Raw genomic sequence first — 23,462 nt, 5'->3', positions numbered from 1 at the left:
ACTACTCTCCCATCAGCAAGTTAGGCAACCAAAGCGAAATCGCGGGGACATAAGTCACCAACAGCAGCACCGCTAAATTGCAGAGCAAAAAGGGCACGATAGCTCTGGCAACGGTCAACATCGGAATTTTGCCAATGCCGGCCACCACAAACAGGCATACCCCTACCGGCGGTGTGGTTAAACCAATCATCAGGTTCAACACCGCGATCACCGCAAAGTGAACCGGATCGACACCCACGCCAGTGGCTACCCCCACCAAGGCCGGGAAAAGAATAATCAGCGCGGCGATGGTCTCCATAAAAGCGCCAACAAACAAAAGAATCAGGTTAAGGATGAGTAAAACAATCAGCGGGTTATCGCTAATGGAGAGTATAAGCGCGGCGATCATCTGAGGAATTTGTTCGCTGGTGAGTATCCAGCCAAACAGGTTCGCCAACCCTACCATCAGCAGTAGTGCCGAAGAGGTTAATACAGTATCCGACAAAATCGCCGGGAGCTTTTTCCACGACAGCCCTTTATAGACATACATGCCAACCACTAAGGCATAGAGGCAAGCCACAATAGAAGCTTCAGTGGGAGTAAAGAAACCGCCAATAATGCCGTAGAGAATAATCACGGTCATCAGCAGTGCCCAGAAGGCTGTTTTGGCTTCGCGCAGCAGTTGCAAAAACGGAACCCGCTGCTCTTTTGGATAGCCACGACGAACGGCCAAGATATACACCGTGACCATCATAGCGAGCCCCATCAACAGACCAGGAATCGCGCCTGCCAGAAACATCCGCCCGACCGAAATACCGCTAAGGGAACCGGCAATAATCATCGGCACGCTAGGCGGTATAATCGGCCCAACGGTTGACGAGGCGGCGGTAACCGCAGCGGCAAACGGCTTGTCATAACCCGAGCGCGCCATACCGGGAATCATCACCGAACCGATGCTGGCGGAATCGGCCACGGCCGTACCGGAGATACCGCCAAAAATCATCGAGCCAGCCACGTTGGCCAAGCCAAGACCGCCGCGAATATGGCCTAACAGAGCGTTGGAAAAGCGCACAATATGATCAGTAATATTGCCCACGTTCATTAAATTGCCAGCCAGCACGAAACCGGGAATACACAACAGCACGAAGGTATCGATACCCGCATACATACGCTGCGGCACAATGGTTAATGAAATGCCTTCAAGCAGAAGATAAGAGAGCGACGCTAACCCCAATGCAAACGCAATGGGCATGCCCACCAAGAGCAAAACCAAGAAAACGCTAAAGAGGATAATAACTTCCATGCTTACGACTCCTGAAGGGAGGCAGAGGAGCGACACATTGCGATAATTCCCTCAAGACACCCTAGTAAGCTGTAAACCAGGAGTAGCGCAAAGGTGACTACCGTTGAGAAAAAGATATACAGCATGGGGACATGCAGCGTTGGCGAGGTCTGCCAAGCGCCGTTTTGCGCATACTGCCAAGCGTAAGGCAGCACCAGAAAGGCAAATAGACCAATCAGCGCACAGATCAACACTTGAAAAGCCGCCTGCATACGCGACCCCAGCAGGTGATGAAAAAGCTCAACGCTGATGTTTCGGTTCTGTCGCAGTACCACACCAGCGGATAACGCCACCATATAAATAAACAGATAGCGCGAAAGCTCCTCAGTCCAGGCTATCGAAAATGGCAAAAATAGCCGCGAACAAATTTGCAGCAGTACCGTGGCGGCAATCGCTACAAGTGCCACAACAGCCAAGCTCAGAAAGCATCTATCCACCCAGCCAATCACGCGTCCGATGGGGCCTGATAGTTTAGGCACTGCCGCCATTGGTTCCAGACTTTCTAACACTTCCTGTTCAAGCGTTTTGTGGTCCGAGTTCATAACCGTATCCTCATGAGCAAGCCGCTATTGCAGTAGAAATTGGGCTAGCATTTTGCCAGCCCAATGTCATCAGCTATTCACTCCCAATGACCTTACAAGTCTTGGATAGCGTCAAAGAGTTCGCGCTGCTCATCGGTTAAAGCCTCAAGCACGGCGGGACGAGCTTTCTCTGCGAATGCATCGACGTCGACTTCGACGAACTCCATGCCACGCTCTTGAAGCGCTTGCTCAAGGCGTTCTTGATCCTCAATGAACAGCTCGGCCTGGTATTCCTGCATCGTTTGAGCGGCATCTCGCACCACCTGCTGAAGTTCATCCGGCATACTTTCCAGCTGATTACGGCCAATCACTACATAGATCCAGCTGCGTACATGACCGGTCATGTTGACGTAGTCCTGTACCTCATTGAAGCTGGCGCTTTCGATCAGACTAAGCGGGTTCTCTTGCCCTTCCAGGGTATTTTGCTGTAGCGCGGTGAACACTTCGCTAAACGCCATTGGGGTTGGACGTGCCCCCATTGCCTGCCAGGTATCGACGAATAGCGGCACGTTCGGCACGCGCAGACGTAACCCATCCAGCTCATCAGGCGTGCGGATAGGACGATTGGAGGTCAGCTCACGGGGGCCACGTTCAAACCACGCCAAGGGCACCAGGTTAGTGCGCTCAGTGATTTGGGCTTCAATTTCGGCACCAATCTCACCATTCACCGCCGCATGCAGATGTTCGGAGTCTCGAAAGGCGTAAGGTACCGCCATTATTGCGGCTTTAGGCGCCCAGTTCTGTAAGCTTTCACCGGTGATCGTCATATCCGCCGTGCCTAGCTGGATACTGTTGATCACGTCCATCTCGTTGCCCAACTGCTCACTGGGATAGAGGCGTACTTCAATCTGGCCGTCAGAGTTGGCTTCGACTTCCTCTTTAAACCTCTCGGCGGCCTGGTGCCAAATATTCTGCTCATTCGCTAAATGGCCAAATTGCAACGTGTAATCTGCTGCCATGAGTGAAGTGCTGCTAGCAATAGCAGCGCCTAACACAGCGGTGGTGATTAATTTCTTAAGCATGGTGTGACTCCTGCACATGAGCGTTATGTATTATTGGATAACCGCCGATTTGCGGTCGTGCATGGCTGAGGTGCAGCATTAGGCTCCGACCTCAATCAGTACCTTGCGTGCTCTTTCAGGGTGATGCCCCATCGGGTATCGCCGTTACGCTAGCGATAGTGATCGAGACGTACCGTCTGGTGGGTGCGATGAAATGCACCCAGGTACCAGATGCACGATACTCATATCACTCTTTTCGCTTGCGCCAACGGCCAGCCGCAGGACGTGATTCATGGTGCTTTCCTATAGGCGCATGCTAAAATCCATTGAGTATCAGTGATACTCCGGTGTTTATAGATTTAGAACGGTTTCCCAACGGTAGTTGTCAAGAAATCTGTCGCCTCTGAGATCATTCAGGCCACCTGTTTTTCCGGTTCAGCGACGGTGACCTGGAGCTCCCGCTCCGGGTTAAGAGATACGGTGCCAATCGGCGTCCAATTGCGGGTCTTGCCGCTCCAACGAGCGGGGTTGGCCGCACGCGCTGCCTGATTGATGGCATGCCGCTTTGCCAGCACGCTAGTATCCTCGCCAGCATGTCGCTGTGCCGGTGTCACCAGGCGGATCCCGCTGTGGCGATGCTCGTGGTTGTACCACTGCACGAAGCTGGCCACCCACTCACGGGCGTCGTCGACCGTGGCGAACCCATCAACTGGGTAGCAAGGCCGGTATTTACAGGTGCGAAACAGCGCCTCCGAGTAGGGGTTATCATTGGAGACCCGCGGCCGGCTGAACGATGGCGTGATGCCAAGGTCATGCAGCTTCTCCAGCAGCGTCGCACCCTTGAAGGGGCTGCCGTTGTCCGCATGCAACACCAGCGGCTGATCGATGATCTGCTCGGCCAGCACCGCCCGCTCCAGCACGGTACGGGAGTTGTGGGCCGACTCGGCCAGGAACACTTCCCAGCCGGTGATCTTGCGGCTATAGATGTCGAGCAGCATCACCAGGTAGTAGTACTGCCCCTTGATCGGACCGCCCATCCATGTGCAATCCCACGACCACACCTGGTTCGGCGCGGTGGCCTGGTAGGTCGTGGGCTTGGCGCGGCGCTGAGGTACTTTGGCGCGGCCACGATGCACCACTTCTCGGTGCTTGTGCAGGACGCGGTAGAACGACGAGGGGGATGCCACGTAGCGCTGCTCTTCGTCGAACAGGCGCACCACGATCTGCTCTGGCGGCAGGCTCGCGTACTCGGGGCGGTGGCACACGTCGAGAATCTCCTGCTCTTCGGCCGGTGTCAGCGCGTTAGCCGGCACCGGCCGGTCGACCAAAGGGCGCTGGTCCTCGCGTAGCTCGCCGTCGCGCGTCCAGCGCTGGTATGTTCTGGCGGTGATGCCGAGTTCGCGGCAGGCGGCGTCCAGGCGGGCCCCCTGGGCCCGGGCGTCTTCGATCAGCGCGATGGCGCGTTGGCGATCTGGGGTGCTGATCATGCGTCCTCGTCCCCCCAGATCGCCCTCGCCTTTTTTCTGAGGGCCAGTAACGCCGCGGTTTCTGCCAGGGCCTCGTTCTTGCGGGCGAGCTCCTTCTCCAGCGCCTTGATGCGCTTGCGTTGCTGCTTGGCCTCGTCGGCCTCACGTTGGCGTTCTGACTGGGAGAGGCTGGCGGCTTGCTCGCAGTCGTGGCGCCACCGCTCCAGCTGCTCGGGATAGATGCCCCGGCGGCGGCAGTATTCCGCAGCCTCCTGGACGTTCATCGAGGCGGTCTCAAGCACGGCGTTGAACTTGTCCTTGGACGACCAGCCATCGGCGCCCTTGCCCAGAGCATCCGGCAGGCACCGCCCCTCAGCGCGGGCTTCCTTGCGCCACTTGTAGACGGTGCCCAGCGAGATCCCTTCCTGCTCCGCGATCACCTTCGGGGAGAGGTTGTGGGGAGGCAGCAGCTTGGTCACTACGGCTTGCCGGCGCTCCTCAGAGTAACGAGGCATGAGTGTCTCCTTTCGCCCCCTGATCGGTTTATAAGAACAGGGTATCAGAGGGTGCGACACTCATCCTGACACTGGGGGCCAAATACCATCATCTACGGGAATACCCTTTTCGAGATTTTCAATTCGCGTTTGCAAGGTTCTTTCACCTGGGTAGCTAACGTTACTGTGCCCCTCTGCAGGGTCGGCGTCATGCAGGTAGTTGATGAGCCCACTCACGGTTTCGTTCAAGAAATTTTCTGAGGATAGTTTCGTCGGGGCAAACGCTATAAAGACCTGCGAAACCCCGTATCCCGACACGTGCGAAGCGGGCTTTTGTGCATCCACCTTATTTGTCGATAGCCCACCTGACAGTAAGGCGGCTATCAAGTCCAGCATGACGGCAAGCCCCGAGCCCTTCCAGTAGCCTGTGGGCAAAATACGCATCGACTGCTCAATTTCTGCTGGCACTTTCGTCAGGTTCCCTTCACTATCGAAACCGCCGTCGATGGACAACACCTCATCCTTGAGCCGGGTTACTTCAAGCTTACCGTAAGAGAATTGCGACATCGCCATATCCAGTACGACGTGACCGTCCGGCCCGGGTACGGCCATGATCATTGGATTGTTACCTATTTTACGATCCTTAGCACCCCACGGCGGCATACAGGACTCGGTATTGGTCCAGCAAAGGCCTATACAGCCCGCATTGGCCGCTTGCCATCCGTAGCTTCCGCCCCTCATCCAGTGGCTAGTGTTTTTGATGGCGACAATGCCGAAGCTATTTTCCTGGGCAAGAGAAATAGCGCGATCCATGGAGTATTTTGCGTTCAGATTTCCCGGGCCAAGGTTACCGTCGTATTGCTCGAAGGCACCGAGGCTATTAACCAGGCTTGGCTCTGCATGTATATCGACCCAACCATTTTCAATGTAATCAATGAACCTGGGCACACGGTTCAAGCCGTGGGAATAAACCCCGTCAAGGCTTGCCTCCGTAAATAACGCCGCACACTCCTCAGCGCGTGCCTTACCGAAACCTTTACTTAACAATATGCGCTGAATTTCATTTTTCATTTCTTCGTAGGGTACACGGGTCATTTCAACTACTCCTTAAATTAATTAACATCCCAGAATACGATGCACTACTGGATCGGCCTTGAAATTCACATCAAAAGATTGGGCAAGAACAAAACGACACTTGGGGAAAAAGCAAGTACGAATACCAACGCCACGACGGTCAGCAAGAAAGGCCAGGACTCTTTTAAGTATTGATTTATTGGTATGCCGGTTAATGAGCAAACGGTATACATAGTGACTCCTACTGGCGGCGTCATCCCCCCCAGCGTCACGATGAGCATCATGATGATGCCAAAATGCACGGGATCGACACCGAACTGCTGAACGATCGGCAAAAAGATAGGCGTCAGCAGCAAGGTGTTAACCGTTGCCTCCATAAACATACCCGCTACGAGTATAAATAGCAGCACTAAAAGCAGAACTAACGTGGGATCGCTTGTCACGCCTAAAATCAATTCGGAAACACTCTGAGGTACGCGAGCGTAGGTTACGAGATACCCTAGTATGGCCGCCGAGGAGATGATCAACATGATCACCGCGTTATCGGTCACCGTCTCTTTTAAAACTTCTCTAGCTTTAGCAAAGGTCAATTCGCGATACACGAAAGTGCCGATAAGAAAGGCATAAACAACGGCAAAAGCACCGCCTTCGGAGGCAGTGAATATACCAAAACGGATACCTACGATCAGTATGACGGGAAACAGTAGTGCCCAAACACTCTCTTTAAAGCTTTCCAGAACCACTTTAAAAGAGGGTTTTTCGAAAGAGACCTCGCTGTCGTACCCTCTTTTTTTAGGGTTCTTCGTCACTTCACGTGGATTTGGCCTGATCGAATAGGCGGCCCACCGGGCTGCCAATCAGGTAGATCATGGCGATAAAGTTGGCCTCGTTCCGGTAGCCACGTGCCCGTGACCGAGCCGCTTGGAACAGACCATTCATTCCTTCCAGTCTTGCGTTCGTCAGTCCCGAGAGCCAGCGTCTGACCACCGCGTCGGCGTGCCGCTCAAGCGTCGCCAGGGCTTTCCCCATCGGCTTCAGCAGTGACTTTTCAGACACCGCCGCCTGCATGACCTTGAGGTAGTTCGTGATGCGCCACCGAGCCGCTCTGGGCGTTGGAGCCTTCTGGATCCAGCGTAGCTTCTCCTTGATCACCCAGGCATCGGCCGTGGCGCTCTGATCGGCCACCAACTCCTGGAGCGCCGAAAGCTGTTTGGGTGTCAGGTTCTTGTTATCCAGGTTCTTCAGCAGGGCCCAGCGCAGCGACTTGGGGTGCCCCTGCTCCCGGCGCTCTTTCTTGCGTACCTCGTCCAGCCGCTTGGTGAAGGTCTGTACGATATGGAACCAGTCGACCGTTACCTCGGCCTTGGGAAGGTGCTCGGTCACGCCGCTAAGGAAGGCTGGCGACATATCGCAGACGACCTCGACCACATTATTCGGGTCGCCGCCATGGGCCGCCAGGAAGGCGCTGAAAGCCTGGATGGCATCCTTGCCGCAGCCTGGGACGGCAAAGATAACCGGTTCCCGCTTGCGCTGCATGTCGAGGAACACCGTGACATAGCGATGACCGCGCCGGGAGGCGGTTTCGTCCACGCCGACCGTCACCACCTTGGACAGATCCAGTTCCCCCAACATGCGGCCAACGTAGTGGTGCACGATGCGCCATAGTCGTTTGTCGGAAATCTCCAACTGGCGGGAGACGGCCAGTACCGGCATCTCCTTGACCAGTGACATGGCCGCTTGCTCGAACAGCAGGGTAAAGTCGCTGCCCGGCCGGGCCCAGGGCACCTCTATGCGCTTGACGCCATGGTCAGGACACTTCGTGCGCGGCACGCGAGCATGCAGGTAACAGTGATGCTGAAAGAAGTTCAGATGCCGCCAGGTTTTGTCGGCAAAGTCATGAGCTTGGCAGGCCTTACCACATTCTGGGCAGGGATAGAAACTGCCTCGCTCCGCCTCGACATAGAGGTTCAGGCGGTGGGGCGACACGGCGGTATCCAGGTACTGGTTCTTGAGGATCCAGGGCGCTTCCAAGCCCAGGCCGAGTGTTAGAATCTGGGTGCCGTCCATGTCATACCTCCTGCCGCTGTGGAGGTCATATTCTGGCCCAGCTCAGGGGGCGAATTCCACACCCAACGTCGAAGAGCCTTTTTTAGCAATAACGTAAGATGCTATCATCAAAACGATCGTCAAGAGCACACCAGGCACAATACCTGCGATAAAGAGCCTTCCAATGGAAACTTCACCCACAAAACCATAGAGAATCAAGCCGATACTGGGCGGGATAGTCGCCGTAATAAGCGAACTGACTGCGATAACCGAGATGGCGTACCCACCGGAATATCCCCGCTTCATCATCTGAGGCCCAAGCACGCGGCTCTGCATGGCGGCATCGGCGTTGGCTGACCCTGACACGCCACCCATCAAACCACTTAAAATAATGGACACGTGGGCCAGACCACCAATCAAGTGGCCGGTCAACGCGTTTGCAAAACGTACCAGCCTCGAGGTTATTCCCGACGCGTTCATGATATGCCCGGCCAACACAAAGAAAGGTACGGCCAACAGTGGAAATGATTGGGTTCCACTCACCATACGTTGAACGAAAAGTGAGATCGGAAGGTTGGACTCAAACACGAAAAACGAAAGGCTAGCTATACCTATCGTAAACGCGATAGGTACATTGATCAAAAGCAGGAACAAGAACAAAAAGCAGACGAGCAACATTTCATCACCTTTAAATTTATAAAAATAAGCTTTCTGTTATGTATACGTCGCTTTATTTCTGAAGGTCACCGGCAGGCTTTTCCTTACGAAAAGCAAGCACATATATTTTACCTACAACGCCAAACATCATTAAGAAGGCCCCTATAGGAACAGCCAGAGTAATGAACGAATAGCTGATCGACGTATTACTGATAACTCTCGTAGAATTATCCACACTCAACTTCAGCCCATAAATCATACTGAACAGCAAGAACATCAGCATCAATATTAAGACGAAAAGCTCATTGAGCCTTTTCAGCTTTTCCGGAAGAAGACTAGTGATAATATCAACGCCAATATGCTTATTCTCCCTGAGCGCTTGGCTCGCGCCTAGAAATATCACCCATACAAAAAGTAGCTGGGCAATATTGACAGACCACGCAACCGGTAGGCCTATCCACCTACCGATTGCAGTAAAGAACACCAATAAAACCACAACCAAAAGCAGCATGCTTGAAAGAAACTCTTCTACTTTCTCGTAAAAACCGATAATTTTGGTCATGAAAGCCTCATTCAGACAGCGTCTTATTAAATGATTCCGATTTTTAAAATTGACTTTAGTCAATTTACTTGTCCAAAAATTGATCGACTTGTTCCCTGAGATCCCTGAACCCTTCAAATTCGTCGTAAAATGCATCTGCCTGTTCTTTGAATAATGCAATATCGACTTCGTTGATATCAACGCCTTCGCCAGCCATTTGTTCTTCATACTCCATGGTTCTTTCAATATTAAGATTAGAAGCGTATTCACCAGCGTTAAAAGACTCTTCGATCAGTATTTCCTGAAACTCTTCGGGCAAGCTATTAAACCATTCTTGGCCAACGGTCAAAGCGGTCAAAAGCTGAAAATGGCCGGTCTTGGCTATTGATGTTATGACTTCGGGTAGTCGAGCCCCCTGAATGGCAGAGTAGTGAGCTTCAACACCATCAATAACGCCTTGCTGTAGTCCTGGATAGGATTCAGCCCAGGCTAGACCTGTCGGATTGCCACCCATCACTTCAATGGCCTTATTCACAATCGAAGTACCATTGGTTCGGATCGACAAGCCGTTGAGGTCTTCCGGAACCAGTACCGGCGTAGTAGTTGCCAGGTGTCGTTCGCCCTGAAACCAGTTAAACGATAGAACCTTGATATCATGATCCTCCAATCCGGCTTCCCAGCCCCGGAATAGATTCGAGGATACCAATTCCTGGCCCTCTTCAAAATCGTCAACGATATAAGGCGCTTGAAGAATGGAGATCTCACGAACCATGTCGCCCAGCGGCCCCGCATCGGTGAGTGTGGCCACATTAGCCCCCACTCGCGCCTGCTCTAAAAGGTCGGCCGTGCTGCCCAACTGCGAACTCGAAAACACGTTGACTTCGACATCACCGTTAGTGCGCTCTTCTACGGCTTCCTTGAACTGCACCGCTCCCTTATACATGGGATCTTGCTCGTTCATGACGATACCAACATTCAAGCTATAGGTACTCTCTGCACTTGCATTATCGGCTGCGTCTTCTTGTCCGCACGCACTGACCAGCAGTACAACCATTGAAGAACATAAAATGCGTATTGTTTTTTTCATCACTAGATTCCTAAAAAATGTCGTAGGTTAGCGGTTCAAAATTGTTCATCTTGATTAGCACTTTGTGTAGTCAGTAGATTGCGCGCTGAGCAGCATTGTTCCGAGTACCGCATTGGTTGATAGCTTTTTGATCATTTTTATCACTCCTGCAATTTTGCTTTGTTGGTTATTATTCTCGCTTGGTTTTTAATGAGGTAACGTGGTGAGTCGACGTGACCCTCAAGCACCGACCTCAATCAGTACCTTGCGTGCTCTTTCAGGGTGATGCTCCAACAGCTCGATGGCGCCGGGCATCTCGTCGAGAGGCAGCCGGTGGCTAACCAGCGCAAGCGGATCCAGCTGCCCACTTGCCATCAGCTTAAGCACCTCCGGAAACTTACGGTTGTTAAGTCGCGACCCCACCAGGGTCAGCTCTTTCTTAATCACCTCTAACTGCACTAGCTCACTGGGTTGAGAGCTAAAGCCCAGCAGGCCAATGCGCCCTGCTGGCGATGCTAAACGCAGCATTTGCGGTAACAGCGCTGGCACGCAGGCCGCATCGGCAATCAGCGGCACGCCTTCACCCTGGGTTAAGGCAAGCACCTCTTTTTCCACGTCCTGCTCGCGGCTATTAAAGACCTGCGTTGCCCCAAGCTGTTTTGCCGCCGCTAATCGCTGATTAATAACGTCCGTGACGATGACCTCTTCGATACCCTTGGCCAGAGCCATCTGCAGAATCGTCAGGCCAATAACGCCAGCGCCTAAAATCATCAGCCTGTCGCCGGGATGCGGCTGCATACGATCAAGCACGTTAGCAGCGATGGTGTAGGGCTCAACCAAGGCCGCAGCATCCAGTCCAATGTGATCAGGTAGCTGGTGCAGATTTTCAGCGGGCACGGCGACTAACTCTTCAAAACCGCCATTGCGATGCACGCCGATCACCTCAAGCGTACTGCACACGTTGGGGCGGCCAATCCGGCAGGGGTAGCACTCACCGCAGCTAATCACGGGGTCAACGCATACGCGATCCCCGACGGCAACGCCGAGCACGCCTTCCCCCACTGCTTCGACTACCCCGGCAAACTCGTGACCGGTGATACGCGGAAAGCGCACAAAAGCGTTATCGCCATGGATAATATGCATGTCCGAGCCGCAAATACCGGCAAATGCCACACGCACCAGTGTTTCACCAGCGGCAGCCTTGGGCGTTTCAACGTCCGCGACCTGATAGTCATGAGGCGCCTTCACCTGAAATGCTTTCATTGACGTAAACCTCCTTACCCGTGCTTTAAGTTACCAATGTCCCCAGTTCACCAATGCCACAACGTGCCATCTTCCAACCGGTTAACCGGCAAGCTGGCGCGCTTATAGGGGTACTGCTTGGCTAGTTGCTCGTCGATATCAACGCCGTGCCCCGGCTTTTCGCCGACAATGAAATGCCCATCTTCAAAACGGTAATCGTGGGGGAAGACTTCATCCGTGGCGCTGGTATGGGGCATATATTCCTGGATACCGAAATTGGGCACCCAGGTGTCAAAGTGAATCGCCGCGCCAAGACAAACAGGCGAAAGATCCGTCGGCCCGTGGAAGCCGGTACGCACGTGATAAAGGCCCGCTAAATCGGCGATTCGGCGCACATGGGTAATGCCGCCAGCATGGGTTAGCGTGGCGCGTATATAGTCGATCCATTGGTTTTCAATTAGCGCTTTGGCGTCATACAGACTGTTAAAGACTTCGCCTACCGCCAACGGCGTGGTGGTGTGCTGGCGAATAAGACCAAACGCCTCCTGATTCTCAGCCGGTACGCAATCTTCGAGCCAAAATAGATGGTAGGGTTCAACTTCTTTGCCTAAGCGAGCGGCCTCGATGGGCGTCAGGCGGTGATGCACATCGTGCAGCACATGTAGGTCTTCACCGAAGCGCTCACGCACGGCGGCAAACAGCTTGGGTACATGATTTAAGTATTTGCTGGTACTCCAGACATGCTCGGCGGGCAAATCAGAATCGGCAGGTTCATAAGGCTCGCCATCTTTTTTGGCAACACCATAAATGCTGGCAATGCCTGGCACGCCCGCCTGAACACGCACGGCTTTGTAGCCCTCATCCACATGACGGGCGACCTCTTCCAGGCAGGCGTCAATATCACGCCCCGTTGCATGGCCGTAGACCATGACGCGGTCACGGCTCTTACCGCCTAACAACTGGTATAGCGGCATACCCGCGAGCTTTGCCTTAATGTCCCAAAGCGCCATATCCACAGCGGCAATCGCACTCATGGTAACGGGGCCGCGCCGCCAGTAAGCACCGCGATAGAGGTAGTGCCAGATATCTTCGATGCGCTGAGGATCGCGCCCGATTAAGGTCGGAATAACGTGCTCCTCTAGGTAAGCCACAACGGCCATTTCACGGCCATTGAGCGTGGCATCACCAATGCCATATTCGCCTTGATCGGTAACAATTTTCAGCGTAACGAAGTTGCGCCCCGGCGATGTTACGATGGTGTAGGCTCGCTCGATCTTCATTGGATTGCCTCCTGCTTAAGCGTTTGGTTTTCTTGTACATCGAACATGCTCGGGAAACGACGAACCAGATCAGGCATAGAGACCAAAATTTCACGTAAATGGAGCAACATGGCCTGCTCTGCTAGGGAGACATCGCGCGCCTCAATGGCAGCCACGATGCTGGCATGCTGCTCCACAAGCCTTTCTAACGGAGTGCTATGGGGCACACTGAGGTAGCGCACCCGGTCAAGCTGAGCACGGACTTCTTCAATGACTTTCCAGGCTGCGTGCTGCTTTACCCCCAGCGAAAGCGTTCGATGGAAGGCCTCGTCAAGACGATAAAAACGATCATTATCATTAGGCTCAATACAGCGCTGCTGCCGCGCTAACAAATCATGCAGATCTGTTAGCACTTCTGGGTCAATGCCTTTTTCAGCCGCTAATTTCACTACCGCTACTTCAACCGCTTCACGCACAAAGCGCGCTTCAAGCACCGCCTGCTGGGATATCTTGACGACATAGGTGCCGCGCTGAGGCTTTACCTCCACCAGCCCAGCCTCAGAAAGCCTTATAAAAGCTTCTCTCACCGGCTGACGGCTAACCGAAAAGGTGTCGGCAATTTCCTTTTCCGATAGCGCCTGCCCTGGTGCCAGTACCATCTGGATAATCGACTGCCTCAGAACGTGAAATAGCCGTTGGCGAACCGATTCTCCATCGTGGGTTTCTTGCCATAGTGTTCGTAATGTCGTGTGCATTGCACCTGATCCTAATAGAGAGCCCATGACGGTTCGCGCCAACCACTGACATGACTAGTATGGTAGTAGAGAGAAGATAGAGAAACCCCTTTGTGCTTATACTTTGGTCGCTCAGTGTTAGATGGAATGGAGTTCGCTAAAATGGGCGCAATGAATAATTTGAGTACCTCATGCTGGAATTCACTCAGGTATATAAACGCTACTCGACACCTCAAGGGCCGCTTCAGGTGCTCGAAAATGTATCCCTAACACTGGCACCGGGCCAAAGCTTAGCGTTAATGGGCGAATCCGGCAGCGGCAAATCCACCCTACTCCACCTTGCTGCGGGGTTAGACCTGCCCGATCAAGGCCATATCTGTCTAGCAGGCCAAAATCTCGCGTCTTTAGCGGAGTCCGCCCGCGCCAAATTACGCCGTGAACAGTTAGGCTTAGTGTTTCAGCAGTTTCATTTAGTACCCAGCCTAACCGTCATTGACAATCTGCGTTTACAGGCGCGCTTAGCTAAACGCGATGATGCCAACTGGTCAGCCCACTTAATCGAGCGGTTAGGGCTGAAGGGTCTTGAAAAGCGCTACCCTGAACAGCTCTCGGGTGGACAACAGCAGCGCTTAGCGATTGGACGAGCTCTGGCACCACGCCCGGCATTGCTATTGGCCGATGAGCCCACAGGCAACTTGGATGAAACCACAGCTGATGAGGTGCTGGAACTGCTGTTAAGCCTTGTTCGCGAAACCCAGTGCGCGCTAATGGTCGTCACCCACAGCCCGCAAGTAGCTGCTCCGCTAGACCGCTGTCTACGTTTGCGACACGGCCAATTAGCTAGTTCGGCGCTGTTATGAAAACACGGCCTACGGTTCTGGTAACAGTTCTGGCGACCCTGCTTACCCATTACCGACGTCATCCTGGCCAATTAGCCATGCTACTTCTCGGCCTGTGGGTTGCCAGCGCATTATGGAGCGGCATCCAAGCGATCAACGCCACCGCTCGCGACAGCTACGCCCGCGCCGATGCGATGTTTGATACCCAACTCGATCAGCTTGAACGCCGCGATGGCGCTCCGCTTACCCGCGCCGGCTATCACGCCCTACGCCAATCAGGCATGCCGGTCTCGCCCATGCTTGAGGGTGACGTCGTTACCCAAGACGGCACCCAGCTAACGCTGATCGGTATTGATCCGCTTACCCTTTCCAGCGATAACGCGCTGGCTCAAACAGACACCTCCGCATCGTTAAGCGAATTTCTAACGCCGCCATGGCAAACACGCCTAGCGCCTGACGCCTTGGCAGCCCTGGGGATAGTGCGTAACAACGCATCGGGTGCTAGCCCGGCGTTGGCTGATGGCAAAACGCTACCCCCGCTCATTTTAGCGCCAGCGCTACCGCCGGACACCCTGATCATGGATATTGCCGCAGCGGCACGATTACTTGAAAGCGGCGACGAACTGACACGCATCGTGGCCGCACCGGGAGCACTGACTGAGCCGCCCGCAGGATGGAGCATAACCCGTGCTAGCAGCCTTGCCTCTCCCGGCCAGCTTACCGAAAGCTTTCACCTAAACCTTACCGCCTTGGGGCTACTGGCCTGGGTGGTGGGCCTATTTATCGTTCAGTCGGCGCTGGGCCTAGCGTTAGAGCAACGTTTGGGTATGCTGCGCACTCTTCGAGTGCTGGGTGTTTCCGGGCGGAGTCTCGTCATAGCGCTCAGCTTAGAGCTTATATTGCTTGGCGCACTCGGTGCGCTCGCGGGCATCGCCAGCGGCGTCTGGCTTGCCCGCCTGCTGCTCCCGGATGTCGCCGCCACCCTGAGCTCCCTGTATGGCGCAGGCGTGGGGCAAGAACTCAACCTGCCCTGGCATTACTGGGTAGGCGGACTGGCGGTTAGCCTAGGCGGACTACTGCTGGCGGGCAGCGGCGTACTGTGGCGGGCGGCACGCTTAAATATGCTCGAATTAGGTCAGCTACAGGCTTGGCGTAACGGTTATCGACGGCAATTAATATTAATGAGCATTGGTGGCGCATTCGCCACCAGCACAGCGCTCGCTCTCTACCGTTGGCTGAGCTTCCAACCCGCCGGAGAGGGTTTGGTTGCAGGCTTTGGATTGATCGCCGCTCTGCTATTAGCCAGCGCCCTATGGCTGCCGCCTTTGTTAGCCCTGGCGCTAAAAGGGCTAACACACCTCGCTCGGCGCCGCCCCATGGCTCACTGGGCGTTAGCAGATATGCAGCTCCAGTTACCCAAGCTTTCGCTAGCCATGATGGCGCTGCTTATCGCGCTAGCCACCAACCTGGGCGTTGGCAGTATGGTCGGCGGCTTTCGTATTACGTTTTTGGATTGGCTTGACCAGCGCCTCGTCGCCCCACTCTATTTAAATGCACCCACCGAGCAATTCGCGGACATTGATACTTGGCTGGCTGAGCGACCCGACGTTTCAGAACGTCTGCTCACTCGCCGCAGCGAGGCTACCCTCCAATCGGTTAGCACCCTCGCAGGCCACCGTTCTATAGGCACACCTATCGAGCTTTACGGCATTACCCCCGGTGAATCACTGATACCCCACTGGCCACTGCTGGCGACGCAATATGACCGCGCCTCTGCGTGGGAAGCCTTTAGCGAAGGCGCAATTTTTGTTAACGAGCAATTGGCCACTGCCGAGAACCTTGCCCCCGGTGATCAATTAACACTGAGCACCCCAGGCACCGATGAAACGCTAGTAATTGCCGCTGTTTACCCCGACTACGGCAACCCCAGCGGCCAAGTGCTGATGGCGTCGCCCCAACTGGCCGCACGCTTTGATGCGCCCCCTGGCTCGATGGGGTTAGTACTGCATAACGATGCCGATGCAGATACGTTACGTGCCGCACTGACTGCACGCTTTGGCCTAGGCAGCGATGCACTGCGCGATCAAGCCGAGATCAAACGCATAGCCACCGATATTTTCGAACGCACCTTTACCATTACCCGTGCTCTCAACGTATTGACCTTAGCAGTAGCGGCCCTGGCGCTGCTGGCCAGCCTGCTTGCCCAGGCGCGCAGCCGACGCCAACAGCTAGCCCCGCTTTGGGCGTTAGGAGTGCCCCGCGCACAGCTGGCACGGCTAAATTTGGCGCAGCTAGGCGGCACCGCGCTAGTCACTGGCCTGCTAGCCGTGCCACTGGGTATTGCGATTACCTGGGGATTAGTGGCCATCATCAATGTGGCCGCCTTCGGCTGGCGACTGCCGCTCTATCTGTTTCCCTGGGAAATGACCGTTACGCTCGCGACAGCCGTCGCTGTGGCGCTGCTTGCAGCCGCCCTGCCTGCACTACGCTTTTGGCGTGCCTTACCGCGTGCATTGCTGGCAGAAGAGGCCAACCAATGAGCTTACGTCGATACTTAAGCCTCGGCCTACTTTTCAGCGTGTCGCTGACGCTATACGGCTGTGGAGACGACAATCCAGCGGCAACCAACAGTGCTGGCTTTGCCGGCTTGGGCCAAGACGCTGATGGTTTTCAACATGCAGAACCTAACCGGGCCATTAGCTTTCCCCAAGACCATGCTGCCCACCCGGACTACCGTATCGAATGGTGGTATTTAACCGCCAATTTAGAAGACGCCGACGGTGAGCCTCTCGGCCTGCAGTGGACGCTATTTCGTCAAGCACTAATGGCACCCAGCGAACGCCCCGACCCCACGCCCTGGGCTGCTGATCAACTCTGGATGGCGCATATGGCGATCTCCCAAGGCGAGCAGCATCAGGTGGCCGAGCGTTTTGGGCGCAGCCACTCTCAAGCCGTCCTGACCACCCCTGACGACAGTCAAGCAGGCGTAATCGCTTCACCCTTCCAAGCCTGGCTGGATGATTGGCAGCTTAAAGCAAGCGATGAAGCCGATAGCACCAATTTCGATAACCTCACGCTGACCGCCTATAGCGGCGAGGGCGATACCCGCTTTGGCTATTCATTGACGCTTAGCGCCGAAGGGCCGCTGGTATTGCATGGCGAACAAGGTTTCAGTCAGAAAGCCGCCAACGGTCAAGGCTCCCTGTACTACAGCCAGCCCTTCTGGCAGATAGAAGGCGATGTCACCCTTAACGGCGAGACTAAAACCGTCAGCGGGCGCGGCTGGCTGGATCGCGAATGGAGCAGCCAACTGCTTGATGCCCGCCAATCAGGCTGGGACTGGTTTTCGATTCACCTCGATGACGGCCACAAGCTGATGGCGTTTCAACTACGTGGCGGTGGTGATGGCAGTGGTGACAGCGCAGATACAGAACACGGCGCAGACTACCGCTCCGGCACCTGGATTACCCCCCAAGGCGATGCCACGCCCTTAGCAACAGATGACATTACGCTGACGCCGCTGGCCACATCCACCGTTGCTGGTCGCGATGTACCCACCCACTGGCGGCTGGAAATACCATCAGTGGCGGTCGATATCAACATTGAAGCGCCCCACGCCAACCGCTGGATGACCACCAGCGTGCCCTACTGGGAGGGCGAAGTGGTGGTCAACGACCGCGCCAGCGGCGCACCGCTTGGCGAGGGCTACCTGGAAATGACGGGGTATTAACCAATTAATGGCGAAGTGTGGCGCTAATACACAAGGCTAATACACAGGGGCAATACAAAGAGCTAAGTCACTCAGCCTTATCTGCGATGTAGGCAGCGAGATTGGCGATATCATCGTCGGACAAATCGGTGGCATTGGGAATCATCAGAAAGGAGTTTGATCCCACCTTTTCACCAGCCCGGTACGTTTCAAGCCGTGAGGTAATATACTCCGCGTCCCGACCACTAAGCGATGGAAAGCTAGCCATCCCTTGTGCATTTGGGCCATGACACTGAGTGCATACGTCCGCATAGAGCGTTTCTCCAGCCGACTTATCGGCTGCCTGCAGAGTAGCCGACCCCATTAGCAGCGCCGTCGCAATAACGAAAAACAGTGATCCCTTCATAGTGACCTTTTCCCAGTAGAGTGGTCTTGATCAAAAATCTTAAGGCAACTTGAAAACAGCGCAGCCGCACAGGCATACGCCAGCGCGGCTGCCAATAGCTCATTCCGGCGTGATGCGGTAAATGAAACCCTCATCAACTGCCGTATAGAGATCACCGTCCGGACCTTGCACCAGTGACCGGAAACGGGCCGCATCCATAGGTAAGGGCATTTCAGAAACGTCATTGACCGAAAGACCATCTTCACCGATATCAATCAGATTAATGCGCTGCCCCACCGGTGTACCGCCGAAACCGATGCCCATAAAACCAACCAACAGGCGGCCGTCCCAATCGCCCCACTGTTCACCGGTTAAAAACTCGGTAGTCACCATACCCTGCGAAAGACCATCGTTGCCCCAGGCCGGCTGCATAGCATCGGGGTAGGTCTCGAAGTCGGTCACTGGCATATAGGCAGCTCGCTCTTTGGGATCCATCCCTTCGGTCTGGTTGGGTTCATAGCCGCAGTAATCGTCCGGGCAGTCATCGCGACCGGCCATGTTAGGACGCGGATCCCAGCCACTGTTGCCGCCATTAACCAGCGCGTTGATCTCATCCGAGTGCCAGGGACCATGCTCGGTCACGATGGGCTGACCGGTACTCGGGTGGAAGGTGATGCCCTGTACGTTGCGGTGACCGTAGGTATAGATGCGCGAATCGAAGCCTTCGGGCGGTTCGTTGCCCTCAGCGGCCTCGCCATCCCGGTCAATGCGCAGCACCTTGCCACCCAGAAGCTCCGGTGACTGTGGGAGTTCACTGTTATGGTTGTCGCCAGTGGTCACGTAAAGGTAGCCGTCATCAGGACTAAAGCGGATACGGCCGCCATTATGAGCGCCAGCGTCGCCAAATGGATGATCGGTGGCAGCGGGTTTGTAGGGAATGTCATCGACAATATCAGTGCGATCCGCTACCTCATTAAACTCACTGTTCACCGTCATGCGCAGCACGCGATTCGTGCGTGGCTCAGACATATTGGAAGCAGAGTAGACGTAGACCGTCCGGTTTTCGTCAAAATCAGGATCGACGGCAACACCGTTCATACCCGCCTGCCCCTCACAAACAAGATCATCTGCAGTGGTGGCATAATCGTCAGTGCCTTCCATGCCTAGCAGATGCTCTACCTCACCATCGGGGAGTCGTACCGACAGCCCAAGACAACGTTCGGTGTAAAACATCGTCCCATCCGGTAGAAAGGCCATGTCCCAAGGGTTTTCAAGGCCGCTTAATACGTCGGTATAGCTAAGTTCTGGCGCGTTATTGGCAGTCGCAACGGCCGGGAAGCCGATAATCGCCGCTGAAGCGATAACGGCACATAACGGCCGCAGGGTTAGTTGTTGAGACATTGCAGACTCTCCTTCTATTTGTTTTTGTAATTTTTTATCAATCTTGGTAAACGCTTATTTAGTTTAGATCGGCAAAACTTGCGGTCAACATTTGCGCTTCAACAGCTGCCTAATCGAAATACCATCCAAGGTGAGCAGCATGATAAGGATGACGTCACCTGGGGCAGTTTATGTATAGTTAATGACGCTTTTTGACAACTTTTTGCTAGGCATCGCGACACACTAGTAAGCGAATAAACTGCTTACGAGAGAGCGCGCCATGAATCGCAATGTCATCCTCACCTGTGCCATCACGGGCGCGGGAGATACCACTGCTAAAAACCCCAATGTCCCGGTCACCCCCAAAGCCATCGCGGCTTCCTGCATTGAAGCAGCCCGTGCCGGTGCCAGCATCGCGCATATCCACGTTCGCGACCCGCAAACCGGTGGTATCAGTCACTCTACTGAACATTTCCGTGAGGTGATGGAGCGTGTTCGCGAAGCGGATGTGGATATCGTTATGAACATCACCGCAGGTGGTGGCGGTGACTGGATACCGGATGCCACAGACCCCACCCGTGGCGGCCCAGGCACTGATATTCAAACACCTGCAGAGCGCCACGCCCCGGTCGGCGAACTGCTCCCGGAGCTTTGTACGCTGGATTGTGGCAGCCTTAATTTTGGCGATATGGTCTATATAAACCCCGCCGACTGGCTGCGCGAACACGCCCGTTTGGTGCAAGCCGCAGGCGTCAAACCGGAACTGGAGTGCTTTGATTTAGGGCATGTCTGGTTTGCTCGTCAGCTTCAGCAAGAGGGTTTGATAGACGGCGACCCGCTCTACCAGCTCTGTCTGGGCATTCCCTGGGGTGCCGAAGCGGACACCGAAACCATGCTCGCCATGCGCAACAAGTTACCGGAAAACGCCAACTGGGCGGCGTTCGGCATTGGTCGCCACCAAATGCCCATGGTCGCCCAAGCAGTTTTACTCGGTGGCCACGCCCGAGTAGGCTTGGAAGATAATTTGTTTTTAGAGAAAGGCGTGCTGGCCAACAACGGCCAACTGGTCGAAAAAGCCGCAACAATTATTGACAACCTCGGTGCCCGCGTAATGACACCCGCGGAAACTCGCGTACACCTCAAGTTGCGCAACCCAGCAGGAGGTAACGTATGAGCCGCTTAGCCGTCATTGGTACCGGCGTGATTGGCAACGGCTGGATTGCCCGCGCCCTCGCCCAAGGTTGGGACGTGGTTGCCTTCGACCCCGACCCACAAGCGCCTGAACGCACCCGTGCGTTTATCGACAATGCCTGGCCTTCGCTAACCCAGCTCGGCCTTGTATCCAATGCTAGCCCTGAACAACTAGCGTTTGCGGCCACGATCGAAGAGGCCGTGAGTGACGCTGACCTAATCCAAGAAAACGTGCCCGAGCGGCTTGAACTCAAGCAAGCGATTTTGGCCACCATTGATGCCGCCGCTTCACCGGACGTTATCATTGGCTCGTCGACCTCTGGCTTTAAACCCACTGATTTACAGCGAAACTGCCGCCAAGCCCCTGGCCGCGTGATCGTCGCCCACCCTTTCAATCCGGTGTATTTACTGCCGCTGGTAGAACTTGTGGGCGGTGAAGCCACTCAGCCCGTACAGATTGCCACCGCTCAAGGGCTTTATCAGGCGCTGGCAATGCGCCCGTTATTGGTTCGCCGTGAAATTGAGGGCCATATCGCCGACCGGTTGATGGAAGCGCTATGGCGGGAAGCCCTGCATTTAGTCAACGATGGGGTCGCAACCACCGAAGAGATCGATGCAGCGGTCGTTTATGGCTGTGGGCTGCGCTGGCCGTTAATGGGCACGTTTTTAACCTTCCACTTAGCAGGCGGCGAACCAGGCATGCGCCATATGCTGGAGCAGTTTGGCCCAGCGCTAAAACTCCCCTGGACCAAATTGGAAGCCCCAGAACTTACCGATGAACTGATAGACAAAGTGGTAGAGGGCTGTGAGCACCAGGCCGCAGGGCGGACAGTAGCCACGCTTGACCGGCGCCGGGATGACTTTTTAGTCGAGTTGCTTGAGGTGGTGCACAAATATTGGCCAGAAGCCGAAGGCCTACAGGGGCGCATTTAATGATTATTTATGAAACCCACGTCGCTCCCGAGTGGGTCGACTACAACGGGCATATGAACGACGCGGAGTACGCCCGCGTCTTCTCCCAAGCCTGTGAAGCGCTGATCGATCACATCGGGCTGGATGAGGCCGGCCGGGAGCACTTCGGCTACACGATTTATACCCTGGAAACCCATCTTTGCTATCGCCGTGAAGCCCACCAGGGCCAGCCGCTCAATGTAGACCTGACGCTACTCGATAATGATGCAAAACGGCTGCACGTGTTTTTCGCCATGTTCGATGACGAAGACAGCTTACTGGCGACCAGTGAACAGATGCTGATGGGCATGCAGCAAGCGTCAGGGCGGCCAAGCCCGTTTCCGCTGCTGGTAGCCAGCCGCGTGGCAGAGCTCCCCCAGGCAAATCAGGATGCCTGGCCGGAGCTTGCTGGCCGCACTATCGGCATACGGCGCTGAACGTTGCACAGCACCGATTCAAAATGATGCATATAGATACTTTCACTCAAACAGCGCCTTAATGATCAAGGCGCTGCTGCGAAGATAAACACTATATTTAGAGCCGTACTATTAAGTATCGAATTGGGCCCGCACCTGCTCAATGGCGGGTTCGCCATCGCGGGTTTCAACACCCTCCAGCCACTTGGCAACGGTATCCAGGTTATTGGCAATCCACTCATTAGCCACTTCATCCGCCGGGCGCTCTTCGTAGCTGTACTCGTGCACCCAGTCATTCTGATCTTCGATATCGATCACGTACTGCGACAGAAAGCGGTGAACCTCAGGCGCTTCTTTCGCCAGGCTGGCAGGAGTAATTGTCCATACCGTGCTTTCAATGGAGGCCACGTTCGCATCATCGCTATCGGCTAAATAGGCCAGATCGAAGCTCACGTTCATCCAGTGAGGCTCCCAGCCGACAAAGGTCACCCACTCCTCATCGGCCATTTTTTGCTCAGCCTGGGCCAGCATGGCCGAAGTGGAGCTTTCACGGAGCTGCCAATCGCCCAGCCCCGCAAGATCATTATTGATGGCATTGAGAATCGCATCGTTAATGCCGGTTCCCGCTTCAATGCCCTGAATTTCACCATCGAAACGGTCATGGCGTTCTGCCAGCTCAGCCACCGTGGTGACGCCTGCATCGTAAACATACTGGGGAACCACTAGCCCGGAATTGGCGCCGCGGATATTGGAAACCACTTTTTCGACTTTGCCGTCGGTCACCAAAGGCTCGACCATATCGGTCTGAACGGGATACCAGCCGCCTAGATAGATTTCCAAGTCGTTCCGCGTTAAGCCTTCGAGGATCACGCTCACGGCTAAATCTTGCTGGCGGGTCTCGTACCCCATGGTCTCAAGTAGTTGGGCCGCCACTTCGGACTTTACCGTGACCCCAGGCCACGGCGGCACCCCAAAGCGCAGTTCATCAAGCTCTGCCATGGCGGGTGTGGCAGCAAACGCAGCGAGTAAAAAGCCCGTTTTCAACGACAACGACTTGGTAGTGACCGACATTTGGCTAAACCTCTTTATTAGTTGGGTTTAGTTAGTAT

At 54.8% G+C, this 23,462-nt stretch carries 22 protein-coding genes; 6 read left to right on the top strand and 16 right to left on the bottom strand.

What is annotated here, in order from left to right; genetic code table 11:
• Nucleotide 1: 1 nt before the first annotated feature.
• From ACQE2I_RS06065 to ACQE2I_RS06005, 13 genes are all read right to left on the bottom strand, one after another.
• Nucleotides 2–1,282, bottom strand: a complete 1,281-nt coding sequence (locus ACQE2I_RS06065) for a TRAP transporter large permease (RefSeq protein ID WP_427030563.1) — start codon at nt 1,280–1,282, stop codon at nt 2–4.
• Nucleotides 1,283–1,284: 2 nt separating this feature from the next.
• Nucleotides 1,285–1,863 carry a TRAP transporter small permease gene (locus ACQE2I_RS06060; protein WP_427030560.1) on the bottom strand — a complete coding sequence of 193 codons (579 nt, stop codon included), beginning with the start codon at nt 1,861–1,863 and terminating at the stop codon, nt 1,285–1,287.
• A gap of 92 nt (nt 1,864–1,955) precedes the next feature.
• Nucleotides 1,956–2,924, bottom strand: a complete 969-nt coding sequence (locus tag ACQE2I_RS06055) for a TRAP transporter substrate-binding protein (RefSeq protein WP_427030559.1) — start codon at nt 2,922–2,924, stop codon at nt 1,956–1,958.
• A 392-nt stretch (nt 2,925–3,316) separates the two neighbouring features.
• Nucleotides 3,317–4,884 (bottom strand): IS3 family transposase gene (locus ACQE2I_RS06050; RefSeq protein ID WP_427029054.1). Its coding sequence is split into 2 segments (ribosomal slippage): nt 3,317–4,419 and nt 4,419–4,884, totalling 1,569 coding nucleotides; the frame shifts between segments, so codons are not numbered across the junction.
• A 60-nt stretch (nt 4,885–4,944) separates the two neighbouring features.
• Nucleotides 4,945–5,958, bottom strand: coding sequence for a 3-dehydro-L-gulonate 2-dehydrogenase (yiaK, locus tag ACQE2I_RS06045; protein WP_427030558.1), 1,014 nt, complete (start codon nt 5,956–5,958; stop codon nt 4,945–4,947).
• 65 nt (nt 5,959–6,023) lie between these two features.
• Entirely contained in the window at nt 6,024–6,746 is a 723-nt protein-coding gene (locus ACQE2I_RS06040) for a TRAP transporter large permease (RefSeq protein ID WP_427030556.1), read from the bottom strand.
• 1 nt (nt 6,747) lies between these two features.
• The gene (locus ACQE2I_RS06035; protein ID WP_427029281.1) at nt 6,748–8,004 is read right to left on the bottom strand and encodes an ISL3 family transposase; all 1,257 of its coding nucleotides are present in this window, start codon (nt 8,002–8,004) and stop codon (nt 6,748–6,750) included.
• Nucleotides 8,005–8,046: 42 nt separating this feature from the next.
• On the bottom strand, nt 8,047–8,661 hold the full coding sequence (locus ACQE2I_RS06030) for a TRAP transporter large permease subunit (RefSeq protein ID WP_427030554.1): 615 nt from the start codon (nt 8,659–8,661) through the stop codon (nt 8,047–8,049).
• 52 nt (nt 8,662–8,713) lie between these two features.
• Nucleotides 8,714–9,202, bottom strand: coding sequence for a TRAP transporter small permease (locus ACQE2I_RS06025; RefSeq protein ID WP_427030553.1), 489 nt, complete (start codon nt 9,200–9,202; stop codon nt 8,714–8,716).
• 64 nt (nt 9,203–9,266) lie between these two features.
• A complete protein-coding gene (locus tag ACQE2I_RS06020) occupies nt 9,267–10,268 on the bottom strand; it encodes a C4-dicarboxylate TRAP transporter substrate-binding protein (protein ID WP_427030551.1) in 1,002 nt (333 codons plus the stop codon).
• A 219-nt stretch (nt 10,269–10,487) separates the two neighbouring features.
• Nucleotides 10,488–11,510 carry a Zn-dependent oxidoreductase gene (locus ACQE2I_RS06015; protein WP_427030550.1) on the bottom strand — a complete coding sequence of 341 codons (1,023 nt, stop codon included), beginning with the start codon at nt 11,508–11,510 and terminating at the stop codon, nt 10,488–10,490.
• Nucleotides 11,511–11,557: 47 nt separating this feature from the next.
• Nucleotides 11,558–12,769 carry a D-mannonate dehydratase ManD gene (gene manD, locus ACQE2I_RS06010; protein ID WP_427030548.1) on the bottom strand — a complete coding sequence of 404 codons (1,212 nt, stop codon included), beginning with the start codon at nt 12,767–12,769 and terminating at the stop codon, nt 11,558–11,560.
• A complete protein-coding gene (locus ACQE2I_RS06005; protein ID WP_427030546.1) occupies nt 12,766–13,503 on the bottom strand; it encodes a GntR family transcriptional regulator in 738 nt (245 codons plus the stop codon). The genes manD and ACQE2I_RS06005 overlap by 4 nt, the downstream gene beginning before the upstream one ends.
• A 170-nt stretch (nt 13,504–13,673) precedes the next feature.
• Here ACQE2I_RS06005 and ACQE2I_RS06000 point away from each other — a divergent pair, with 170 nt between their 5' ends.
• From ACQE2I_RS06000 to ACQE2I_RS05990, 3 genes are read left to right on the top strand one after another with little or no spacing between them, the layout of a single operon-like run.
• On the top strand, nt 13,674–14,342 hold the full coding sequence (locus tag ACQE2I_RS06000; protein WP_427030544.1) for an ABC transporter ATP-binding protein: 669 nt from the start codon (nt 13,674–13,676) through the stop codon (nt 14,340–14,342).
• Nucleotides 14,339–16,861 carry an FtsX-like permease family protein gene (locus ACQE2I_RS05995; RefSeq protein ID WP_427030543.1) on the top strand — a complete coding sequence of 841 codons (2,523 nt, stop codon included), beginning with the start codon at nt 14,339–14,341 and terminating at the stop codon, nt 16,859–16,861. Before ACQE2I_RS06000 ends, ACQE2I_RS05995 begins: the two co-directional genes overlap by 4 nt.
• On the top strand, nt 16,858–18,051 hold the full coding sequence (locus ACQE2I_RS05990) for a lipocalin-like domain-containing protein (protein ID WP_427030541.1): 1,194 nt from the start codon (nt 16,858–16,860) through the stop codon (nt 18,049–18,051). The genes ACQE2I_RS05995 and ACQE2I_RS05990 overlap by 4 nt, the downstream gene beginning before the upstream one ends.
• Nucleotides 18,052–18,118: 67 nt before the next feature.
• On the opposite strand, the gene ACQE2I_RS05985 is transcribed toward ACQE2I_RS05990, so the two are convergent.
• Nucleotides 18,119–18,436, bottom strand: a complete 318-nt coding sequence (locus tag ACQE2I_RS05985) for a c-type cytochrome (protein ID WP_427030539.1) — start codon at nt 18,434–18,436, stop codon at nt 18,119–18,121.
• 99 nt (nt 18,437–18,535) lie between these two features.
• A complete protein-coding gene (locus ACQE2I_RS05980) occupies nt 18,536–19,816 on the bottom strand; it encodes a PQQ-dependent sugar dehydrogenase (protein WP_427030538.1) in 1,281 nt (426 codons plus the stop codon).
• Nucleotides 19,817–20,075: 259 nt separating this feature from the next.
• Here ACQE2I_RS05980 and ACQE2I_RS05975 point away from each other — a divergent pair, with 259 nt between their 5' ends.
• The 3 genes from ACQE2I_RS05975 to ACQE2I_RS05965 are packed head-to-tail and all read left to right on the top strand — an operon-like array spanning nt 20,076 to nt 22,374.
• A complete protein-coding gene (locus ACQE2I_RS05975; protein WP_427030537.1) occupies nt 20,076–20,969 on the top strand; it encodes a 3-keto-5-aminohexanoate cleavage protein in 894 nt (297 codons plus the stop codon).
• Complete coding sequence (locus ACQE2I_RS05970; protein ID WP_427030536.1) at nt 20,966–21,919, top strand: L-carnitine dehydrogenase; 954 nt, start codon at nt 20,966–20,968, stop codon at nt 21,917–21,919. Before ACQE2I_RS05975 ends, ACQE2I_RS05970 begins: the two co-directional genes overlap by 4 nt.
• Entirely contained in the window at nt 21,919–22,374 is a 456-nt protein-coding gene (locus ACQE2I_RS05965; protein ID WP_427030535.1) for a thioesterase family protein, read from the top strand. The genes ACQE2I_RS05970 and ACQE2I_RS05965 overlap by 1 nt, the downstream gene beginning before the upstream one ends.
• 111 nt (nt 22,375–22,485) lie before the next feature.
• Here the strand turns inward: ACQE2I_RS05965 and ACQE2I_RS05960 are convergent, their stop codons facing one another.
• Entirely contained in the window at nt 22,486–23,424 is a 939-nt protein-coding gene (locus ACQE2I_RS05960; RefSeq protein WP_427030534.1) for an ABC transporter substrate-binding protein, read from the bottom strand.
• Nucleotides 23,425–23,462 lie beyond the last annotated feature (38 nt).

It is taken from the genome of Halomonas sp. H2, from assembly GCF_050215315.1.
Classification (GTDB): Bacteria; Pseudomonadota; Gammaproteobacteria; order Pseudomonadales; family Halomonadaceae; genus Vreelandella.
The sequence above is the reverse complement of the archived record's forward strand: the minus strand, read 5'-3'. Positions and strand labels throughout refer to the sequence as shown.

Excerpts from the sequence above, each read along its gene's own strand:
- ACQE2I_RS05970 (WP_427030536.1), top strand. The coding sequence starts at position 20,966 with ATGAGCCGCTTAGCCGTCATTGGTACCGGCGTGATTGGCAACGGCTGG.
- manD (WP_427030548.1), bottom strand. The coding sequence starts at position 12,769 with ATGAAGATCGAGCGAGCCTACACCATCGTAACATCGCCGGGGCGCAAC.
- ACQE2I_RS06015 (WP_427030550.1), bottom strand. The coding sequence starts at position 11,510 with ATGAAAGCATTTCAGGTGAAGGCGCCTCATGACTATCAGGTCGCGGAC.
- ACQE2I_RS05980 (WP_427030538.1), bottom strand. The coding sequence starts at position 19,816 with ATGTCTCAACAACTAACCCTGCGGCCGTTATGTGCCGTTATCGCTTCA.
- ACQE2I_RS06035 (WP_427029281.1), bottom strand. The coding sequence starts at position 8,004 with ATGGACGGCACCCAGATTCTAACACTCGGCCTGGGCTTGGAAGCGCCC.
- ACQE2I_RS06025 (WP_427030553.1), bottom strand. The coding sequence starts at position 9,202 with ATGACCAAAATTATCGGTTTTTACGAGAAAGTAGAAGAGTTTCTTTCA.
- ACQE2I_RS05995 (WP_427030543.1), top strand. The coding sequence starts at position 14,339 with ATGAAAACACGGCCTACGGTTCTGGTAACAGTTCTGGCGACCCTGCTT.
- ACQE2I_RS06055 (WP_427030559.1), bottom strand. The coding sequence starts at position 2,924 with ATGCTTAAGAAATTAATCACCACCGCTGTGTTAGGCGCTGCTATTGCT.
- ACQE2I_RS06030 (WP_427030554.1), bottom strand. The coding sequence starts at position 8,661 with ATGTTGCTCGTCTGCTTTTTGTTCTTGTTCCTGCTTTTGATCAATGTA.
- ACQE2I_RS05960 (WP_427030534.1), bottom strand. The coding sequence starts at position 23,424 with ATGTCGGTCACTACCAAGTCGTTGTCGTTGAAAACGGGCTTTTTACTC.
- ACQE2I_RS06005 (WP_427030546.1), bottom strand. The coding sequence starts at position 13,503 with ATGCACACGACATTACGAACACTATGGCAAGAAACCCACGATGGAGAA.
- ACQE2I_RS06060 (WP_427030560.1), bottom strand. The coding sequence starts at position 1,863 with ATGAACTCGGACCACAAAACGCTTGAACAGGAAGTGTTAGAAAGTCTG.
- ACQE2I_RS06000 (WP_427030544.1), top strand. The coding sequence starts at position 13,674 with ATGCTGGAATTCACTCAGGTATATAAACGCTACTCGACACCTCAAGGG.
- ACQE2I_RS05965 (WP_427030535.1), top strand. The coding sequence starts at position 21,919 with ATGATTATTTATGAAACCCACGTCGCTCCCGAGTGGGTCGACTACAAC.
- ACQE2I_RS06020 (WP_427030551.1), bottom strand. The coding sequence starts at position 10,268 with ATGAAAAAAACAATACGCATTTTATGTTCTTCAATGGTTGTACTGCTG.
- ACQE2I_RS06065 (WP_427030563.1), bottom strand. The coding sequence starts at position 1,282 with ATGGAAGTTATTATCCTCTTTAGCGTTTTCTTGGTTTTGCTCTTGGTG.
- ACQE2I_RS05975 (WP_427030537.1), top strand. The coding sequence starts at position 20,076 with ATGAATCGCAATGTCATCCTCACCTGTGCCATCACGGGCGCGGGAGAT.
- ACQE2I_RS05990 (WP_427030541.1), top strand. The coding sequence starts at position 16,858 with ATGAGCTTACGTCGATACTTAAGCCTCGGCCTACTTTTCAGCGTGTCG.
- ACQE2I_RS05985 (WP_427030539.1), bottom strand. The coding sequence starts at position 18,436 with ATGAAGGGATCACTGTTTTTCGTTATTGCGACGGCGCTGCTAATGGGG.
- yiaK (WP_427030558.1), bottom strand. The coding sequence starts at position 5,958 with ATGACCCGTGTACCCTACGAAGAAATGAAAAATGAAATTCAGCGCATA.